Here is an 18,327-nt window from a genome sequence, read left to right as displayed (position 1 = left end):
ATAAAATGATGGATTTTTTAATGAGTTAACATTTGCAAACACCACGTGTATGCGTGTGTGATTTATGCGCATCGTTTGAAAAAACAACGCATGTATATCTTCAAGTTCACATTTGTAAAAAACGTAAACGAAAAAAAAGCCGGGCGATAACCCGGCTCATTTCTACAACAGTGGAATCAAAACTCTTCCCAATCATCCCCGCCCGTGGCAGCACCATTCTCAATTTTTTTGGTAGATGGCGCTGCAATTGCACGATTTGCCGGTGCACCATGTGACGCCACCCTGGCGCTCACATTTACTTTCTTCGACGGTGCCACAGCCGCAATGCGATCCAGTTTGAACACGCTGACCGCTTCAGCCAGTTTCGCCGCCTGTTCATTCAGCGATTCTGCCGCTGCCGCCGCCTCTTCTACCAATGCGGCATTTTGCTGGGTGACCTGATCCATCTGGCCAATCGCCTGGTTCACTTGTTCGATACCTGCGCTTTGCTCCTGGCTCGCAGCCATGATCTCAGCCATGATATCTGTCACGTGCTTGACGCTTTGCACCACTTCATCCATTGTGACGCCGGCTTCACCTACCAGCTTGCTGCCCAACTCCACCTTATCGACGGAATCACCGATGAGGGTCTTGATTTCTTTCGCCGCAGCGGCTGAGCGCTGCGCCAGGTTACGCACTTCACTTGCCACCACTGCAAAGCCACGTCCCTGTTCACCGGCACGCGCCGCTTCAACTGCAGCATTCAAGGCCAGGATGTTGGTCTGGAATGCAATGCCATCAATGACGCCGATGATGTCGACAATTTTCTTGGCCGATGCATTGATCTCTTCCATCGTATCCACCACGCGCGCTACTACTTCGCCGCCTTTTTCAGCAACACCGGAAGCGGAAACTGCCAGTTGATTCGCCTGGCGCGCATTATCGGCATTTTGCTTGACGGTAGAAGTCAGTTCTTCCATCGATGATGCAGTTTCTTCCAGCGAGCTGGCCTGCTCTTCGGTCCGGCTGGACAAATCAAGGTTGCCGGCAGCAATCTGGCTGGAAGCGGTAGCGATCGTTTCGATACCGGTACGTACCTGGCTTACGCTTTGCACCAGGCCGTCATTCATATCGCGCAGTGCATGCAACAACTGACCAGTCTCATCATTCGAGCTGGACTGGATTTTGTTGCGCAAGTCGCCCGATGCGACAGTACGTGCAACGGCAACCGCGTAATCGAGCGGACGCGTGATGCTGCGCGACAGCAGCCACGCCAGTACTGCACTCAATATTAATGCGATGGTTCCCAGGGTAATCAAGACCGTACGACCGGACGCATACAGGTCATCCACTTTGGCTTTGGCCTTTTGAAATATGGTTTGCTGGTATTCGACAACGGCCTGCACAGACTGATTGTAGGCAAGCAGCGCCGGATCCATTTTGGCCTCGATCAGTTTTTTCGCAGCAGCTTCGGCGGCAGCATTACCCTCGCCCTTGAGTTTGAATACTTCCTTGCGAACGTCCATGTAGGTCGTGCGGCGTTCACCGACTACGCTCATCAGTTGCTTGCCTTCCGCGCTGCTGATCAACTCAACGATTTGATTTTGCAGTTTGGTGATTTCCAGGCTTTGCGCTTCCATCTCGGTCTGGAACTGTTTCTGTACTTCAGCATCATTACTTCTTACGCGAGCCGATGTACGGACAGCATTTGCAATATTGCCCAGATACCATTGATGCGTGAGCCGCTCCTTGGCTGATGCCTCCTCCATATGCACGGTCGCTTGTGCCACTTCCTGTAAACGCCAGACGCCGATTGCAATCATGGATGCCATCAACACCAGTATTACAGCGAAAGCCAAGCCCAGGCGTGCGCCAATTTTCAAATTGCTTATTTTCATTTTTTTAACTCAAAGTGGGAAAAGGTGATGCTGCAAGATGCACACGAAAAAACATCAAGTTGCCAGCTTAGCCGGCGAACTTGATGTCTTCGTACTGTCCAGATCCATCCGGGACTGATACCAAGTCCCGTTATTGCTCACGACTTTCGGGTAAGTAATCTCTATTTAAAATTCTTCCCAATCATCGCCACCAGTGGCTGCGCCATTCGCTACTTTTTGACGCACTGGGGCAGGAGCAGTGATTGCACGCTTGGCTGGTGCCGGGCTGCTTGCCACTACTGCAATTTTGTTGGCCGTCTTTGTGACTGGTGTCGCTGCTGCTACGCCGTCGAGCTTGAAGACACTGACAGCTTCAGCCAGTTTCCCGGCTTGCTCATTCAGTGACTCCGCCGCAGCTGCTGCTTCTTCTACCAACGCAGCATTTTGCTGGGTGACCTGGTCCATCTGGCTGATCGCCTGATTGACTTGTTCAATACCGGCACTTTGTTCCTGGCTTGCCGCCGTGATTTCGGACATGATGTCGGTTACTTGCTGTACACCTTGCACAACTTCCTTCATCGTCACACCCGCTTCAGCCACCAGCTTGCTGCCGATCTCGACCTTATCAACAGAATCACCGATCAGGGTTTTGATTTCCTTGGCGGCGGCAGCGGAACGTTGCGCCAGATTGCGCACTTCGCTTGCGACCACTGCAAAACCGCGACCTTGCTCACCGGCGCGTGCTGCTTCCACTGCCGCATTCAAAGCGAGGATATTGGTCTGGAATGCGATGCCATCGATCACGCCGATGATGTCGACGATTTTCTTCGCCGACGTATTGATCTCTTCCATGGTGTCGACCACTTGCGACACGACGACGCCACCTTTTTCCGCTACGGTGGAAGCCGATGCCGCCAACTGGTTGGCCTGGCGTGCGTTGTCGGCATTCTGTTTAACAGTAGAGGTCAACTCTTCCATCGACGATGCGGTTTCTTCCAGCGAGCTGGCTTGCTGTTCGGTACGGCTGGACAAGTCCAGGTTACCGGCAGCGATTTGCTGGGTTGCGACGCCGATTGCAGTACTGCCCTGGCGTACATTGAAAACGGTTTCGATCAGGCTTTTTTGCATGACCTGCAAGCCGCCCATCAATCTACCCATTTCATTGCGCGATTTGACTTCGATACGGCTGGTCAGGTCACCGGCAGAAATCGCGCTGAAATGACCCAGCATTTCGCCCAAAGGCTGCATGATGGCGCGGATCAGGAAGAAAGCTGCAATCGCAACAACCAACAAGCCAAACAGTACGCCGCCGATCGCAGCAATACGGAACAGGGCAAACATCGACTGGCTGGATTCATAGCTGCCTGCGGCTGCCTTCATCTGGAACTCTTGCAGCTTTTCCGCACTCTCGGTCATCTTGATGAATAAAGGTGTGGCCTTTTCAAACATCAAGAGTTCTGCTTCTTCAAACAGCCCGCTTTGTATCGCTTTCACCAGGGGCAAAGCACCTTCACTCAGGTATGCATCACGGTTGGCAGTCACGACATCGGCCAGTTTTTTTTCATCCGCATTCATCGGCAACGCATAGTAAGCCTTCCATGCGGCATCCGATTCCTTACGCAAGGTATCAGCGCGCTCAAACATTGCTGCATTATTCGCGCCATTCGACTTGATTAACACACGATCGATAGTTGAACGTGCCTGGAACAAGCGTGTCATGGCGGTATTGATGGCCTGCGAAGACGCAAGCTGGTTACCGTATACATCCTTCAATGAATCGTTCGTGCTTTGCAAGCCAAATACACCCATCGCACCACCGACGATCAGCATGATGCCCATGAAAGCCATCGTGCCTATCAAGCGCATCTTGATTGATAAGTTATTAAACATTTTTCCCTCTCAGACCATTATTGTGAAAGCAGCTCTATTTTTTGTATCAGGCCGCTAGTTTTTCTATCAGTCCCATTTCGGATGACGACATCAGCTTGTCTATATCCAGCAAGATCAACATGCGCTCTTCTATCGTCCCCAGCCCGATCAAAAAGTCAGCATTCATGGAGGTTCCCATTTCCGGGGCCGGTTTGATTTGCTCGCTATTGAGTGTGATGACGTCCGAAACGCTGTCGACCACAATTCCGACTACACGATTACCAATATTTAAAATAATGACGACGGTGAATTGGTCATAAGTGGGTGCCCCCAGTTTGAACATGATGCGCATATCGACAATCGGCACAATGATGCCGCGCAGATTGATGACGCCTTTGATGAACTCAGGTGCATTAGCGATTTTCGTAACAGCGTCGTAACCACGAATTTCCTGGACTTTCAGAATATCGATGCCGTACTCTTCGCTGCCTAGCGTAAACGCCAATACCTCGGTTCCTCCGAGAGATTGTTGCTTGTTTTGCATGGATGGCCTGTTTATAAGAAGGATTGTTTTTTTGCGCTGTGGGTCAAGCTTTTTAGCGTAAAAATATTGGTAGTCGAAACGGGAAAATTTCCCCCTTCAACTTAATCCTGATTACGTCATTCCAGAAGGAATCTTTAGCTAGAAACGAGGCTGTCGCAAAGATATTCCAAATGATCTGTGACATTTGGTTAAATCGCGGAAAACGCTTGTATATTTGGTACGTTTTTTAACGTTTTACTGAGAGAAAAATCTGATTTTTGCATCCCGATTACCGTCGATAGTAAACCGACAATATCGCAAATCACATCGATTCATCATCGACGGCCTTTGCAAATACTGATCATCACATCGGGAATGATTCTTATTGATGTGCGCAAACATGCGTTGCGCAATTGGCCACACGGCAAAATGGGGCTCTAAGGACGATTGAATGCGGGCTGCGAATAGCCGGAAAAGCGCTATTCATCCCGGCATAGTATGGATTTCTTGATAACGGCATGTACACCCCAGTTACCGTTGACGACTTGTGTAATGCCAAAATCTACCGCCACCGATATCAGGGAAATCGCCTCATCTTCGTTCAAGCCATGGGCCGTCATCAAATAGCGCCGCGTCTTGCGGAAAGCATCGCGCATCGCCATATCGAGGGACGCCTTCTTATAGATATCAGCCTGCGCATTTGCCCCCAACTCCACCAAATGATTGGCATAGCTCAAACCCTGGATGACCCACTCGGTCTCACTCTCGAGGAAAGGATGATCGAGTTCATCAAGAAATTTTCCGGCGATATCTTTTTTCTTGTGCAGGACTAACTGGAACTCGCCGGTCAGCGAACATTCAATCGCCGTTCCACACAATTCGGAATCACCTTGCGATGCATGCGGATCGCCGACCGAAAACAAGGCTCCGGGCACACCTACCGGCAGGAATAAAGTCGAACCTTTCGCGGCACGCCAGTTATCCAGGTTACCGCCAAAGGAACCAGGCGGGACCGAGTCCACTTCATCATCCAGCAATGGTGCAACAGCCATCACGCCAAAGTGCGGACGGATCGGGATCCGTGCGTTTTTCAAGACGCCATAATTCTTCACTATGCTGCTGTGATCAACCGGGATACCGGGATAATCGATCGTGTCGTGTCGCACGCCAAAAGGATCGGTTTGCGGTGTCCAGCGGAAGTTGTAGACCGCCTTTGCACAACAGTCATGCGCGGCATGCTCGATCTCATAAATAGTCACGACTTCGCGCGGCTTCGGTTCGGTCAGCAAGTCGTGGTAGTGGAAACCCCACCAAGACGCGGCATTACTGCCGAATGATTTGCCTACATGCTCTTCCGCCGCCGCCGGTCGCGTCTGGATATCAAGGATACGTATCTCCAGCACATCACCCGGCTCCGCATCCTGTACGTAGACCGGACCGGTACAGATGTGGACGCCGAATCCTTCCCCGGCACCGCGCCCATAAATCGAACTATCGATAGGCCCGGAACCACGCCGATCCACCGATTTACCATTAGCATCCCAATGGAACACACTTTCCGCACCGGGATCACCTTTGATCATGCGTTCGTAATCATCGTAAGCATGTTGTGTCAACGTTTCTATCGTGACGCAATCACCCGAGTTCACGGTAACCACAGGTTTAATCGTTTTACAGAAATAGCCCCAGTGCACGGTCTTGTCCGATACCGGGATGTAGTGATGCTTGCTGTGCACCGCGTGCCTGGGCGAGACCTCATCATTCGCCGGGACCTGCCCATGCTCAGGCAAAGGTAATGCGCCCACCTCGTAGTCGGCAATTTCATTCAGGATACTGGCGAACTGGTGGCGCAAACCATCCGGCTCATCAGCGACGTGGAGGGCGCTGACTGCCCCTGCCACCTTGCGGCTGTTACGTCGCTTTTCAGACGTCAGTGCTGCGCTGGGTGTCGGACGCCCCCTCTGCAAATGCAAAGTCACTTGCTTGCCGGCAGAGGCCCGATAGGTTTTCGGGCTGATGCCAAATTCCAGGTTGAAGGCGCGACTGAAGTTCGCCGCATCGTTGAACCCCCAGCGAAAACATAGTTCGCATATCGTCAGGTGTTTCAATGCGCTATTGGCCAAATCATTACGACAACGATCCAGCCGGCGCTTCTTTACGTATTCGCCAAAAGTAGTGTCACCACCGGCAAAGAGCTTTTGTATATAACGTGCGGACAGGTTTTCGATGCGGGCGATTTCACTGATGGAAACCTCTGGATCCGTCAGGCGGTTTTCAATACTGCGGCAAACCCGGCGCAAGTGTCCGAGTTGCACGGAGGTGGAATGCTCGGCATCCGCATCACCCGACTCTGCCGCATCACCATTCCTGGCCATGCCGGCGATCAGCAAACTGGTCAGGCTCGCCTCCATCTGCCCCAGGTCTTCCGGGCTCAGTCCATCAAAATGCTCACCGATTGAATACAGGAAATCAGCGCTGATGCCGCCGGTGCCTTGATTCGTCACGACCCGATTCAGGTCGCTCGCGCCGGTACGCATCAGGCGCGCCAGGAAGCCGGCTTCCTTCAACTCAATCAGAATCGCCGTGAATGCGGTCTGCAATTCGAGACGCCAGTCCTGCTGTGGATTAACCAGGAAGATATCGCCGGCATTCATGTGTGCGGATTCCGGTCCGACACTCAACTGTCCCTGCCCTTCCAGCAATGCCAGGATCAGGACGACATCGTTGCGCTTGCCGACCGCATCCTGCGGCGAATGCAAAATCTGTGGCGAGCCGTGCAGTTTGGCGAACACCGACGCATGGGACGAAATACTGACCGAGGCCCGGCCGTGCAAAGGATTGCGTTCTGATGACGGCAGATCACAAGTCAATCCGATCCGGCCCAGGGTCTGCAACCATGCCGCAGCCCGCAATTCGCCGGGAAAGGCGTCCGTCGAAAAACGATTTAAGTTATCAAGCATGCTTTACCCAAGTCTTCACATCCGAAGTGCCTGTCTGACGACAGCATTAGTCCTGTTTCACTGCAATATTACGACAGCTCCTACGCGGTGGACCGGACTTGAAAAAAGAATGCCAATCAACTTACCCGTACGCAACATTGCCCAGCAAATCCTGTGGTACGGTATGGCTATAGAATTCCGCAAATACTAGGCCGCCGCGCTTGGGTAAACTTGTTCGCTGGCGCACAACTTATTGTTTTTTGCAAAAAAGCCACAGCAAAGTATTTCCATGTGGAAATAAATGTGCACGCATGTACCAGATTTAATCCTCATCTCCTCGGTATTATGGAAAACGAGGCCAGCCCTAACAAAAACAAGGACATACGGGGGCGATGTTTGCAAATGTTAACGTTTCACCAGCGTTCGTCTTTCCTGATCCACCTATAATTCCCGAAATCAATAAAACACCATATATTTAAGCGTTTCGCGAAGTACTTTACGAGGCAAGCAGTGTTGAAAACCATAGCCAGCGCATTACTGTTAATAGCAGTCAGCTCATCCGCCTATACCGCCGAAAATATCAGCGTCACACGGGACGGCGTCATCTATTCAGTTTCGCAACACGAAACCTTGTCCAGTATTTCGCAAAAATTTACCGGCAATATCAAACACTGGCGCACGATCGGACAAACCAACCAGATCGAAAACGACCGGGCTATTCCTATCGGTCGTAAAGTCCTGATTCCTACGCGCTTATTGACGCCGGTCTCCGCGTTTGCCCGGATCAAGACTTTCTTTGGCGACGTTGTTATCCGCGGCCGCGATGGCAGCAGCATAGAAGCCAAGATCGATGCCATGTTAAAGGAAGGCGATACGCTGACCACGATGGCCAATAGCTTCATCTCGCTGATGCTGGACGATGGTACACAATTCACGCTGCCGCCGAATAGCGTAGTCAGCCTGCGCCTGCTGCGTGCAACGCCCTATGTCGAAACCCCGCGCACCCAGCTGTATCTGCAAAAAGGCCGGATTGAATCGCAGGTCACGCCTTTCACCAAACCTGAAAGCAAATATGAAGTCATCAGCCCGCTGGCCGTCTCCGGCGTACGTGGCACCAACTTCCGCGTGAACCTCGACGAGCAGCGTGTCTTGAATGAAGTCATCGAAGGAAAAGTCGCTGTCGCGCAAAACACTGCCGTCAACAAACCCAGCAAGCAGCTGGTCGCGGCCGGTTATGGCACGGTGGTAGAAAACGGACGCGTGAATAAACCAGTCGCACTGCTGACCGCACCTGCGCTACTCGATGGCTACCAGCAGCAGTTGCGTTTGCCGATTCAGTTCACCCTCTCGCACCCGGGTGCCACCTCGTTCCGCGTGATCATTTCGACAGACGCGGCCGGGAAAAATAATATTGCTGAGACCAGTGCCCGCAGTAACAATGGGCAAGGCGTAGCGAAACTGGAAAACCTGGAAGACGGCGCTTACTTTGTCCGTACCAGCGCGCTGGATGCAGTCGGACTCGAAGGTGTATCCACCATACAAGCCTTCCGCGTTGACGCCCGTCCATTCCCACCATTCCTGTTGCAACCGGGTGCCAAATTCCAGGGTGCAGTACAAGACGGCCGTATTCCCGTCACCATGAAGTGGGCGCTCACCGAAGGCATCAGCAATTACCGCCTGCAAGTGGCAAGCGATGCTGCATTCAAAACCATCGTACTGGATCAGGTGACTGAAACCGGCGCCGATCAATTGGTGGCGTTGCTGGCAAATGGCAACTATTACTGGCGTGTCGCTTCGATCATCCAAGCTGCCGGTACATCCAAGCAAGGACCGTTCGGTGATGCGAAGCCATTGGCCGTATTGGCAGGATTGGCTGCACCTGCCGCCAATATCGGCCAGAAAGAAATCCATTTTTCGTGGAGTGCAGCACCGGGACAACGCTTTACCTTCCAGGTCGCAGCCACACCTGAATTCACCACACTCATCAACAATATAGAGACGTCGACTGCCGAAGTCGCCATTCCGCGTCCGGAAGCCGGCATTTATTACGCTCGCGTACGTAGTACCGACGATGACGGTTTCGTCGGCGCGTTCTCACCGGCACAAAAATTCTCCGTACCAATGCAATGGAGAACCGAATACGACGTCCCGCTCGAATCACAGGGACAGCCTCTGGGTACCAGCTTTTAGTTAGTTGCGCGGAGTGCTTACCCGATACATGACGCCAAATTTGCGAACCGTTCGCTCTCCGCTAAGGAAGGAATGGCGCATCTTTCTATTGCTCATGCTCTTGCTGGCCGTCGGCCTAGGATACGAAAACGGCCTGGGCCAGGCTGATCGCTTCATTTACGATAACCTGGTCAAAGCGACACAACGCCAGGCGCCGTCTGATGTTGTTATTGTTGCCATCGATGAATTCAGTATTGCGTCACTCGGCCGCTGGCCATGGCAACGACGTACCCATGCGCAATTACTCGATATCCTGACCGCAGCCAAAGCCAAGGCGGTCGGCATGGATATCATTTTCGCCGAGCCGCAGTACGTATCCGATGACGACGCCTTGCTGGCAACTGCGCTGGCCAACAACAAACGCACCGTTTTACCGGTATTGATTGAACGCACCCCTGCCGGCCTGCAACCCACGTTGCCGCTGCCGGCCTTTCGCCAGGCCGCCAATGGCCTCGGCCATATCCACTTTACGTTTGAGGCCGACGGTGTAGTCCGCGGTATCTACCTGCAGGAAAATTTGCATGGCATTTCGTGGCCACAGTTTGCATTGGCGGTTTTTAATGCCGCTCACAGCAACGATGAGCGAAACGCGAACGTCGATAGCACTGCCGCCGCAGATAATGCGAACGCGGGCCTCACTGATATTTTGCAAGGCGACCATCTGGCGCGTATTCCCTATGCCGGTGGGCCAGGCCACTTCAAGACCATCTCTTATATCGATGTCTTGTCAGGGAAAATTCCGGCCAGCTTCTTCACGGATAAATATGTCTTGGTGGGAGCGACCGCATCCGGCATTGCATCCACATTTGCAACGCCGGTGACGACCGACCACGAAGCAATGTCCGGGGTCGAAATCAATGCCAATATCCTGACCGGATTGATAGAGGATCGGAATATCAGTACCGCAGCCAGATGGCAAACCATTTTATTCACGCTACTTTCCACCTCGCTGGCACTGCTCGCCTGTCGCTATTTCTCGCCTTTTGGCGCACTCGGCTTGACACTCTTCCTGGCCAGCCTCATCAGCGCACTGACTTACGGCGCCTTCCTCGAAGAATTATGGATACCGCCGAGCGCGGCCGTATTAATGGTGGTCATCGTTTACCCGTTGTGGAGCTGGCGCCGCCTCGAAGCGGCACTGGCCTACCTGAGCGAAGAATTTGCCCGCCTGAATCAAACCACGCCGATGGTCTTGCGTCATGCCAATGAAACCACCCGTATCAAGAACTCGGACTACCTGGATCGTCAAATCGCTGCCATACGCATTGCTGCCAATCGCTCCCGCGATATGCATCAGTTTGTTATCGACAATCTGAACAGTATGCCCGACGCCACGCTGGTCTTGTCGCAGACGGGCGAACTACTGATGTACAACCGCATTGCACGGGAATACTTCGGCACCCTCGGTTTGGACAAGGCGCAAACCCCGACCCTGGAAGCAATTTTTTCCAAGTTCGACATGCCACCAGATGTCGGCACCACACGTAGCGACTGGCGCGAAGCCCTATTACATTCAACACCGGGCAACACGGCCGTTGAAATTGAAACACGCGATATTAATAAGGGCGAATTCCTGATTAAATCCGCCCCTTCGCGTATGACAGACGGCTCCATGTTGGGCTGGATCGTCTCACTGATCGATGTAACCAGCTTGCGCGCTGCAGAGCGACGCCGCGAAGAAAGCCTGAACTTTATCTCGCATGATATGCGTGTACCGCAGTCTTCGATCCTGGCCCTGATCCAGTTACAAAGGAATCCAAGTACCGCGTTTGCGATTCCGGAATTCCTCAATCGCATTGAAAAATCTGTAGAAACCACGCTGAACCTGGCCGATGACTTCGTGCATCTGGCTAAAGCCGAATCACAGTCTTATCAACTACAAGACACTGATTTCTCGTCGTTGCTGGCAGAGGCCGCAGACGACATGTGGGCTTTTGCACACGGCAAATCCATCACCATCGTGGTCGACGCACATGAAGTAGGGAACTGCTGGCTGAATGTCGATCGCTCATTACTTATCCGGGCACTCGGCAACCTTTTATCAAATGCAATCAAATTCAGTCCCAAGGGCTCTGAAATTGTTTGCAGTGCCCGCCCCGTGCATACCAATACGGGAAGCAGTGTCATTTGCAATATCAGTGATCACGGAAAAGGCATTTCCGAGACCGACCTGGCGGCGATTTTTTCACCCTTCCTGCGTGCAGATGAACAGGATCGTGATGGTGTCGGACTGGGACTGGCTTTTGTAAAAATGGTCGTCGAACGTCACAACGGAACCATAGAAGTAAGCAGCACCGTGGGAAAAGGGAGTACGTTCACCATCACCCTGCCTTGCGTGATCGGTTAATTTAATTAAAAAAACGGAGTTAGAGAGTAAGCCATGAGAATAGCGTCACTGGAAGATGATCCGATTGAATCGCAACTTATCCATCAGGTCATTACCGATGCCGGCCACGAATGCACTTCTTTCGCGGACGGAAAATCGCTGATCACCGCACTGCAAACCCAGCGCTTCGACATCCTGGTACTGGATTGGCATGTGCCTGACATGACGGGGAAAGATGTCATCGAATGGGTGCGTGGCAGCATAGGCGAGAACATCATCGTGATGTTCCTCACCAATCGGGTACTGGAAGAAAACATAGTCGCAGGCCTGATGGCCGGCGCGGATGACTACATGACCAAACCGATACGCGAGGCGGAACTGTCAGCCCGTATCCATGCCTTATCCAAGCGCATACGCCATGTGTCGGAAAGCGATGCCGCAATTGTCGCGCCGCAAGCTACGGCAGTCGAAGTCGGCATTTTCAATTTTGACCTGTTGCGCAAAACCGCCACCATCCGCGGCGAACCGGTCGAACTGAAACCGAAGGAATTTGATATTGCAGCACTCTTTTTCCAAAACATCGGGCAATTGATTTCGCGTGAGCGCATCATGGAAGAAGTGTGGGGACGTGAACTGATGATGACTTCGCGTACGCTGGATACGCATATGTCGCAAGTCCGGACCAAGCTGCAACTCAAACTCGACAACAATGTGCGCCTGACGACGGTCTACACCATAGGCTATCGCCTGGATACGTTTTAAACGCCGACCGGCATTACCCTATGCTGGATAGCCGTGCCAGTTTAAGTTGCGCGGCTGCCAGCATATCCAGGTACTGTTGTGAACGGAAGAAGCCGTATTCCACCACCCTCTGCCGGGCAATGACATCATCCGGATAGACCTCGGTCGCCGGATGGCACATGATCAGCATGCCCGGCTGTGCTGCCGCCAGCCACTCCTGGAAGCATGCCGCATAATCTTCCCGATCAAAACCATAGACGCCGGCAAAACCGTGGTTGCTTTTGATTCCGGATATTTTTAAACCGGCCGCCAATGCCTGCCCACCCAGGTATTTCAGGATTTGCGGTTTGCCACTCCAGGCCGGATTTGCCGGGACCGTATTGCGGACCCAGACCGGATGGCCTGCATAGCGACGTTTGATTACTTGCAGCACGATTTGTCGCACGCCCGGCAATTGATGCACATGCTGGTGCCCGTCGATGAAGTCCGGTGGCTGGCCGTAGCCAGCTTCAAACGCATCCAGTTGCCGCTCCAATTCCTGCTGCAGGCGATCTGCATTCATCCCCTTGAGCAAGCTGCGCAATATCACCGCATGCAAGCTCGGCATTTTTTCCCGGCCAAAGCCTTCAGTCAGATTGAAATGCAAACCGATATCCGCCTGCCCCTTATGCTCGCGCAGGGCGGCGGCTGCACCGGTTTTCCATGCAGGCGCGGTACTGAAGCAACTGACCGCACTGAGCCGGCCAAACGCCAGTAACTCCAGGATGCCGGCATCGATACCGGGATTCTGTGCGTAGTCATCGGAGCAAACAGCTATCGGTGTCATCTTGTTTTGCGCTTCCTATGGTTGAGCCGCATGGCGGAAAGCCCACAGGCGGCTCAGGATGTAAGTCATGACTGCCACCGTGAATACCACGATCGCCAGCGCCACGTAGTAGGGCAAACCGGCATAGCGCAGCAATATATAAAACAAAAATTCATTCATGCAGAAGCCCAGCACCGCCACCGCCAGGAAACGCAAAAACGACTGTTGCGCACCCTGCGCATGGCTCGCCACCGCATCGGAAAAAGTCCAGTGCCGGTGGCCGAAATAACTGACCCAGAAGGCAACGACAAAACCTCCCACATTCGCCTGTAAAGGCGCAATGTGCAGCAACTCCACCAGTCCGATCACCACCCAATAATGCACTGCAGCCGCCGTCAGGCCGACGATGCCAAAACGCATTACCCGGAACAATTCCATCAGGCGCATGGCGACTGGTCTTTGTCCACTGATGTCAACGCATTGTTCGACGTACTATTTAAAGGACCGTTATTGATATCGTGGGCGACCACATACAAGGGGCGCTTCTTGACCTCGTCATACACGCGCCCCAGGTATTCACCGAGGACACCGATAGAAATCAGCTGGATACCGGAAAAAAACATCAGGCCCGCCGCCAGCGTAGACCAACCCGGCACATCATTGCCAAACAGCAGCGATTCCCCGGCAATCCAGAATGCATACATCAGCGCAACGATGGAAATCACCACGCCAACGCCGCTCCAGATACGCAGCGGCAAAGTGGTGAAGGCTGTCACGCCGGCCAAGGCCAGGCGACTCAGGCTGCGATAGTTGAAACTGGAAACACCGGTCGCGCGATCGGCGGGCACAAAGGGCAAGGCTATACTGCTGAAGCCGACCCACGCATACAAACCCTTCATGAAGCGGTTCCGCTCCGGCAACTGGCGCAAGGCGTTCACGACCTGCTTATCCATCAGGCGGAAATCACCGGCATTGCGCGGAATCGTAATCGGCGAACCGGACTCCATCAAATGGTAAAACATGCCGGTGCCCCAGCGTTTCAGGCGCGATTCATTACTGCGGTCACTGATCACGCCGTACACCATATCGATGCCGCTTTGCCACAATCGTGTCATTTCCGGCAATAGTTCCAGCGGATGTTGGTAATCACTATCGATCAGGATCACGGCATCCCCCTGGGCTGCATCTATACCTGCCGACAAAGCAGCTTCCTTGCCGAAATTGCGTGAGAAGCTGATATAGCGCAGCCCGCTTTCGGCCAACAAGGGTGCCATCACTTCATCGGTGTTGTCGCTGCTGCCATCATTCACCACGATAATTTCATAGCGCGCCGCAAAGCCGGCCAGCGTTTTACGCAAGTCGCGCAGGAAGTCGGCCAGATGGGCGGCTTCGTTATACGCCGGGATTACGCAGGAAATCAGGGCATCGGCCGGGCGATTTTTCGGTAGCGCTGGCACTGTCACCATGTGAAAAACCTTTCTGGATACAATTGCAGGACCACTTCCAATTCTGCGAAAATCAAGGATATATGCATGGTTGCGGGGAAAAAAGTCTGTAAGTCGCTTCTGAGCAACGATTATAATTCACCGCCACTGTATGCGATTGCTAAACTAGAACTGTTTCCGCGTCTAACATGTATATACCTTTTCCAGCTTACCGATGATGCCAACTCAAGCAGTTTCCTCGTCCAATAAAAACAGCGGGCTGTTTTCGCTGAATTCGTCCAATCTGGTGCCCCTGGTCATCGTGCTTTTATTGCTCCACCTCGCTTTATGGAGCATTTTCACCGGTATCAGCCACCGTGCGCCCGACTGGGACAATATGGAAGAGCTGGTCTGGGCGAGCGGACTGGAATGGGGTTATTACAAGCATCCACCCATGCCCTCGTGGATTTTGTATGGCCTCGTCTCGATTTTCGGCCGCCCGGTATGGCTCACCTTCTTCACCGGCCAACTCAGCGTCATCCTTACCCTGTGGCTGGTCTGGAAGCTCGGTTGCGAAATGACAACGCAAAGCCGCGCACTGGTCGCCACTTTGCTGGTTTCCGTCGTCGCCTACTTCACCGTACGCGGTGTCATGAACAATCACAATACGATGCAATTGTGGTCGGTCGCCGGTGCCATCTGGATGTTCTACCGTGCTACCCGCTATGACAGCATGCGCGCCTGGGCCGCACTCGGCTTCTTCTGCGCCTGCGCCTTCCTGACCAAATACAGCGCTCTGATCCAGTTCGCGGCCTTCTTCCTGTACCTGCTGCTGACCGGCCGCCTGTTGCGCGCCAAAACCTGGCAAGGCATTGTGTTAGCGACCATCATCTTGCTGGCCATGGTAACGCCGCATTTGCTGTGGCTCAAGCAACAGGCGGCCGGTCCGATTGCCTACGCCAGCAGTGAAATGGAACAGCAAGCGACCTACTGGCTTGAAATACAAGACTTGTTCAGCTTCCTGCTGACCAATCTGGGACGTATCGCCCTCTTGATCCTCGCCGTCGTCATCATCGCAATCTGGGCAGGTCGCCAATACAAACTGACGCCCAAATCAGCCCGCCCGGCAAAGATTGCAAGCGAACTGGCGGCTTCGGATCGCTTTTTCCTGCTCTTCATCGGCCTGGCTCCGCTGGGGCTGACCTTGCTGATCGCCGGCGCCTTCAAGATTCCGCTGGCGGCGCACTGGGCCACCACCTTCTTCGTCCTGTTCGGCTTCTTCTCTTTCTGGTTTTTCCGCGCCGGCAATGATGCGGCACTGCTGCGCAAGACCATTATTGTCGTCATCATTTTCCAGGTGCTGGGCGCAGCAGGATATGGCCTGGCACGCGGGCCGCTGGCTGACAAATCCGGCCGTGCCAGCCGTGCCACCTTCCCGGGTGCCGAAGTATCCCGCCAGGTACATGCACAATGGCAAGCCCATATGCAGACACCGCTGACGCTGGTCGCGTCGGATACCTGGCTGGGTGGCAATATCGCAACCCATATCGGGCCTCAGGTCCAGGTATTCATCGATGGTGACTTCCACAAGGCGCCATGGGTCAATCAAGAGAAAGCCGAGAAATGCGGGATGCTGGTGGCGATCAATCGCAGTGAGGTCAATCCTGATGAAATCGGTATCGATGTGATTGCACTGATGGCCCAAAGCACCGAACACGGCACGCTGGAAATTCCATGGACCAAGAAAGCCGGTGGCCCGATGGTGGTAGTGGAATGGGGCATCATCCCGCCGCAAGCCGGCTGCAAGGATATTAAAGACGCGAAATAAAATCCGCATCTGTCACAAACAAAAAGCCGCTTCCTCAGGACAGCGGCTTTTTTATTGACGATGGCAGACTGATTTACGGTTGCAAACGATGCCGTTGCCACTTCCCGTCTTTATCCAACGAATAAACGATGCGGTCATGCAGGCGCGAAGCACGACCTTGCCAAAACTCGATGTAATCCGGCTTCAGGCGATAACCGCCCCAATGTTCAGGGCGTGGCGGATGCTCGCCATACTGCGCTTCGACTTTTGCATATTGCGCTTCCAATACGGCGCGGTCCGCCACCGGCTGGCTCTGCGCCGAAGCCAGCGCGCTTAAACGGCTCTTGACCGGCCGGCTCTGGAAATACTGCTCACTCTCGGCACTACTGACACGCTCTACCCGGCCTTCAATCCGTACTTCGCGCTCCAATGGAATCCAGTGGAATAGCAAAGCGGCATGCGGATTCTGCGCCAGTTCCTGCCCCTTACGGCTGTCGTAATTGGTAAACCAGGTAAAGCCGCGCTGGTCGAAATCCTTGATCAGCAAGATACGTGATGATGGACGACCGTTGGCCGCCACCGTGGACACACTCATCGCATTCGGCTCCGGTACTTCGGCGCGCAATGCCTCATCAAACCATTTGGCAAACTGCGCCACCGGATCCGGATCTGTATCCAGCTCCGACAATGCGGCCTGTGTGTAATCGGTACGGATATCTGCAATCGACATGCTTACTGTTCTCCTAATATGGGACTGCCTGTTTACGCCTGGCAGCGCCCGACTTCATGTTCCTGTACATGCATTGTAAAACGAGCCACACAATTGCACATTATCCGGCGACAAGGTCTTTGCGCTTGATCCAGCGCAAGCATTTCCAAGAATATCCCACATCTGCGCTTGCCAAAGAATCATCAAACACAAAAGTCACACCGTCCTCCGTTAAAATGGCGGGATGACTTCAATTGCATCTGCTCCCCTTTCCGTCGTACCCGATATCGATTTTGACCGTCGTTTCGGCGGCATTGCGCGCCTGTATGGCAGCGCCGCACTGGAACGCTTCCGTAACGCCCATGTCTGCGTCATCGGCGTCGGCGGCGTCGGTTCCTGGGTGGTCGAGGCATTGGCGCGCAGCGCGATCGGCAAGATCACGATGATAGACCTGGATAACCTGGCGGAATCGAATATCAACCGCCAGATCCACGCGCTGACCGATACCCTCGGCAAAGCGAAGGTCACGGCACTGGCCGAACGCATCGCGCAAATCAATCCCTATTGCGTAGTGACTGAAATCGAGGATTTCCTCAGTGCCGATAATCTCGATGAAATGATAGGCGCGCATCACTACGATTACATCATCGATGCCATCGACAATGTCCGCGCGAAGACCGCCTTGATCGCCTATTGCCGCCAGCACGGCCTGAAGCTGGTCACGATAGGCAGCGCCGGTGGCCAGATTGACCCGACCAGGATAGAAGTCCTCGACCTGTGCCGCACCGAACAGGAGCCCTTGCTGGCAAAAGTGCGTAAGCGCTTGCGTGCCGAACACGGCTTCCCGCGCGGGACAAAAAACAAATTCGGGATAGATGCAGTTTTTTCCAGTGAACCTTTACGCTTCCCGGAAACTGCGGAAGTATGCGCGGTGGATGGCGATGAACCAAACGGCATTACCGGCTTGAACTGCGCCGGCTTCGGTTCTGCCATGGTGGTAACGGCTTCCTTCGGCTTGGTAGCAGCGGCGCATGTGCTGCGCAAACTGGCAGAGGCTGCCGAACAAGCTGCTGTTGCAGACAAGGTGAACGCTTAAGAC

The 18,327-nt window shown here is 53.6% G+C and carries 13 protein-coding genes; 5 read left to right on the top strand and 8 right to left on the bottom strand.

Going from position 1 to position 18,327, the window contains the following annotated elements:
- Positions 1–176: 176 nt before the first annotated feature.
- From ACFQPC_RS16465 to ACFQPC_RS16450, 4 genes are all read right to left on the bottom strand, one after another.
- Positions 177–1,877 (bottom strand): methyl-accepting chemotaxis protein, encoded by a 1,701-nt coding sequence (locus tag ACFQPC_RS16465; protein WP_382272917.1) that lies wholly within the window; start codon positions 1,875–1,877, stop codon positions 177–179.
- Positions 1,878–2,042: 165 nt separating this feature from the next.
- Entirely contained in the window at positions 2,043–3,746 is a 1,704-nt protein-coding gene (locus tag ACFQPC_RS16460) for a methyl-accepting chemotaxis protein (protein WP_382272916.1), read from the bottom strand.
- Positions 3,747–3,792: 46 nt separating this feature from the next.
- Entirely contained in the window at positions 3,793–4,269 is a 477-nt protein-coding gene (locus tag ACFQPC_RS16455; RefSeq protein WP_175625099.1) for a chemotaxis protein CheW, read from the bottom strand.
- A 458-nt stretch (positions 4,270–4,727) separates the two neighbouring features.
- Entirely contained in the window at positions 4,728–7,208 is a 2,481-nt protein-coding gene (locus ACFQPC_RS16450) for an acetamidase/formamidase family protein (RefSeq protein ID WP_382272915.1), read from the bottom strand.
- Between the two features lie 489 nt (positions 7,209–7,697).
- Between ACFQPC_RS16450 and ACFQPC_RS16445 the strand changes: the two genes are divergently transcribed.
- The 3 genes from ACFQPC_RS16445 (at position 7,698) to ACFQPC_RS16435 (ending at position 12,504) form a co-directional block, all read left to right on the top strand.
- Positions 7,698–9,377, top strand: coding sequence for a FecR family protein (locus tag ACFQPC_RS16445; protein ID WP_382272914.1), 1,680 nt, complete (start codon positions 7,698–7,700; stop codon positions 9,375–9,377).
- A 94-nt stretch (positions 9,378–9,471) separates the two neighbouring features.
- Positions 9,472–11,763, top strand: coding sequence for a CHASE2 domain-containing protein (locus ACFQPC_RS16440; RefSeq protein ID WP_382272964.1), 2,292 nt, complete (start codon positions 9,472–9,474; stop codon positions 11,761–11,763).
- A gap of 33 nt (positions 11,764–11,796) precedes the next feature.
- Positions 11,797–12,504: a response regulator transcription factor gene (locus ACFQPC_RS16435; RefSeq protein WP_382272913.1), complete on the top strand. Its 708-nt coding sequence runs from the start codon at positions 11,797–11,799 to the stop codon at positions 12,502–12,504.
- Positions 12,505–12,517: 13 nt separating this feature from the next.
- Here the strand turns inward: ACFQPC_RS16435 and ACFQPC_RS16430 are convergent, their stop codons facing one another.
- From ACFQPC_RS16430 to ACFQPC_RS16420, 3 genes are read right to left on the bottom strand one after another with little or no spacing between them, the layout of a single operon-like run.
- Positions 12,518–13,309 (bottom strand): ChbG/HpnK family deacetylase, encoded by a 792-nt coding sequence (locus tag ACFQPC_RS16430; protein WP_382272912.1) that lies wholly within the window; start codon positions 13,307–13,309, stop codon positions 12,518–12,520.
- A 15-nt stretch (positions 13,310–13,324) separates the two neighbouring features.
- Entirely contained in the window at positions 13,325–13,735 is a 411-nt protein-coding gene (locus tag ACFQPC_RS16425) for a GtrA family protein (RefSeq protein WP_382272911.1), read from the bottom strand.
- Positions 13,726–14,754, bottom strand: a complete 1,029-nt coding sequence (locus tag ACFQPC_RS16420; protein WP_382272910.1) for a glycosyltransferase family 2 protein — start codon at positions 14,752–14,754, stop codon at positions 13,726–13,728. The genes ACFQPC_RS16425 and ACFQPC_RS16420 overlap by 10 nt, the downstream gene beginning before the upstream one ends.
- Positions 14,755–14,947: 193 nt before the next feature.
- Here ACFQPC_RS16420 and ACFQPC_RS16415 point away from each other — a divergent pair, with 193 nt between their 5' ends.
- Positions 14,948–16,540, top strand: a complete 1,593-nt coding sequence (locus ACFQPC_RS16415; protein WP_382272909.1) for a glycosyltransferase family 39 protein — start codon at positions 14,948–14,950, stop codon at positions 16,538–16,540.
- A gap of 73 nt (positions 16,541–16,613) precedes the next feature.
- Here ACFQPC_RS16415 and pdxH read toward each other — a convergent pair whose 3' ends face one another.
- Positions 16,614–17,249: a pyridoxamine 5'-phosphate oxidase gene (gene pdxH, locus ACFQPC_RS16410; RefSeq protein ID WP_382272908.1), complete on the bottom strand. Its 636-nt coding sequence runs from the start codon at positions 17,247–17,249 to the stop codon at positions 16,614–16,616.
- Between the two features lie 223 nt (positions 17,250–17,472).
- Here pdxH and tcdA point away from each other — a divergent pair, with 223 nt between their 5' ends.
- The gene (gene tcdA, locus ACFQPC_RS16405) at positions 17,473–18,324 is read left to right on the top strand and encodes a tRNA cyclic N6-threonylcarbamoyladenosine(37) synthase TcdA (RefSeq protein ID WP_382272907.1); all 852 of its coding nucleotides are present in this window, start codon (positions 17,473–17,475) and stop codon (positions 18,322–18,324) included.
- Positions 18,325–18,327: the final 3 nt, after the last annotated feature.

This window comes from Herminiimonas glaciei (assembly GCF_042664955.1).
Taxonomy (GTDB): Bacteria; Pseudomonadota; Gammaproteobacteria; order Burkholderiales; family Burkholderiaceae_D; genus Oxalicibacterium; species Oxalicibacterium glaciei.
This window is presented reverse-complemented; position numbering and strand designations above follow the sequence as displayed.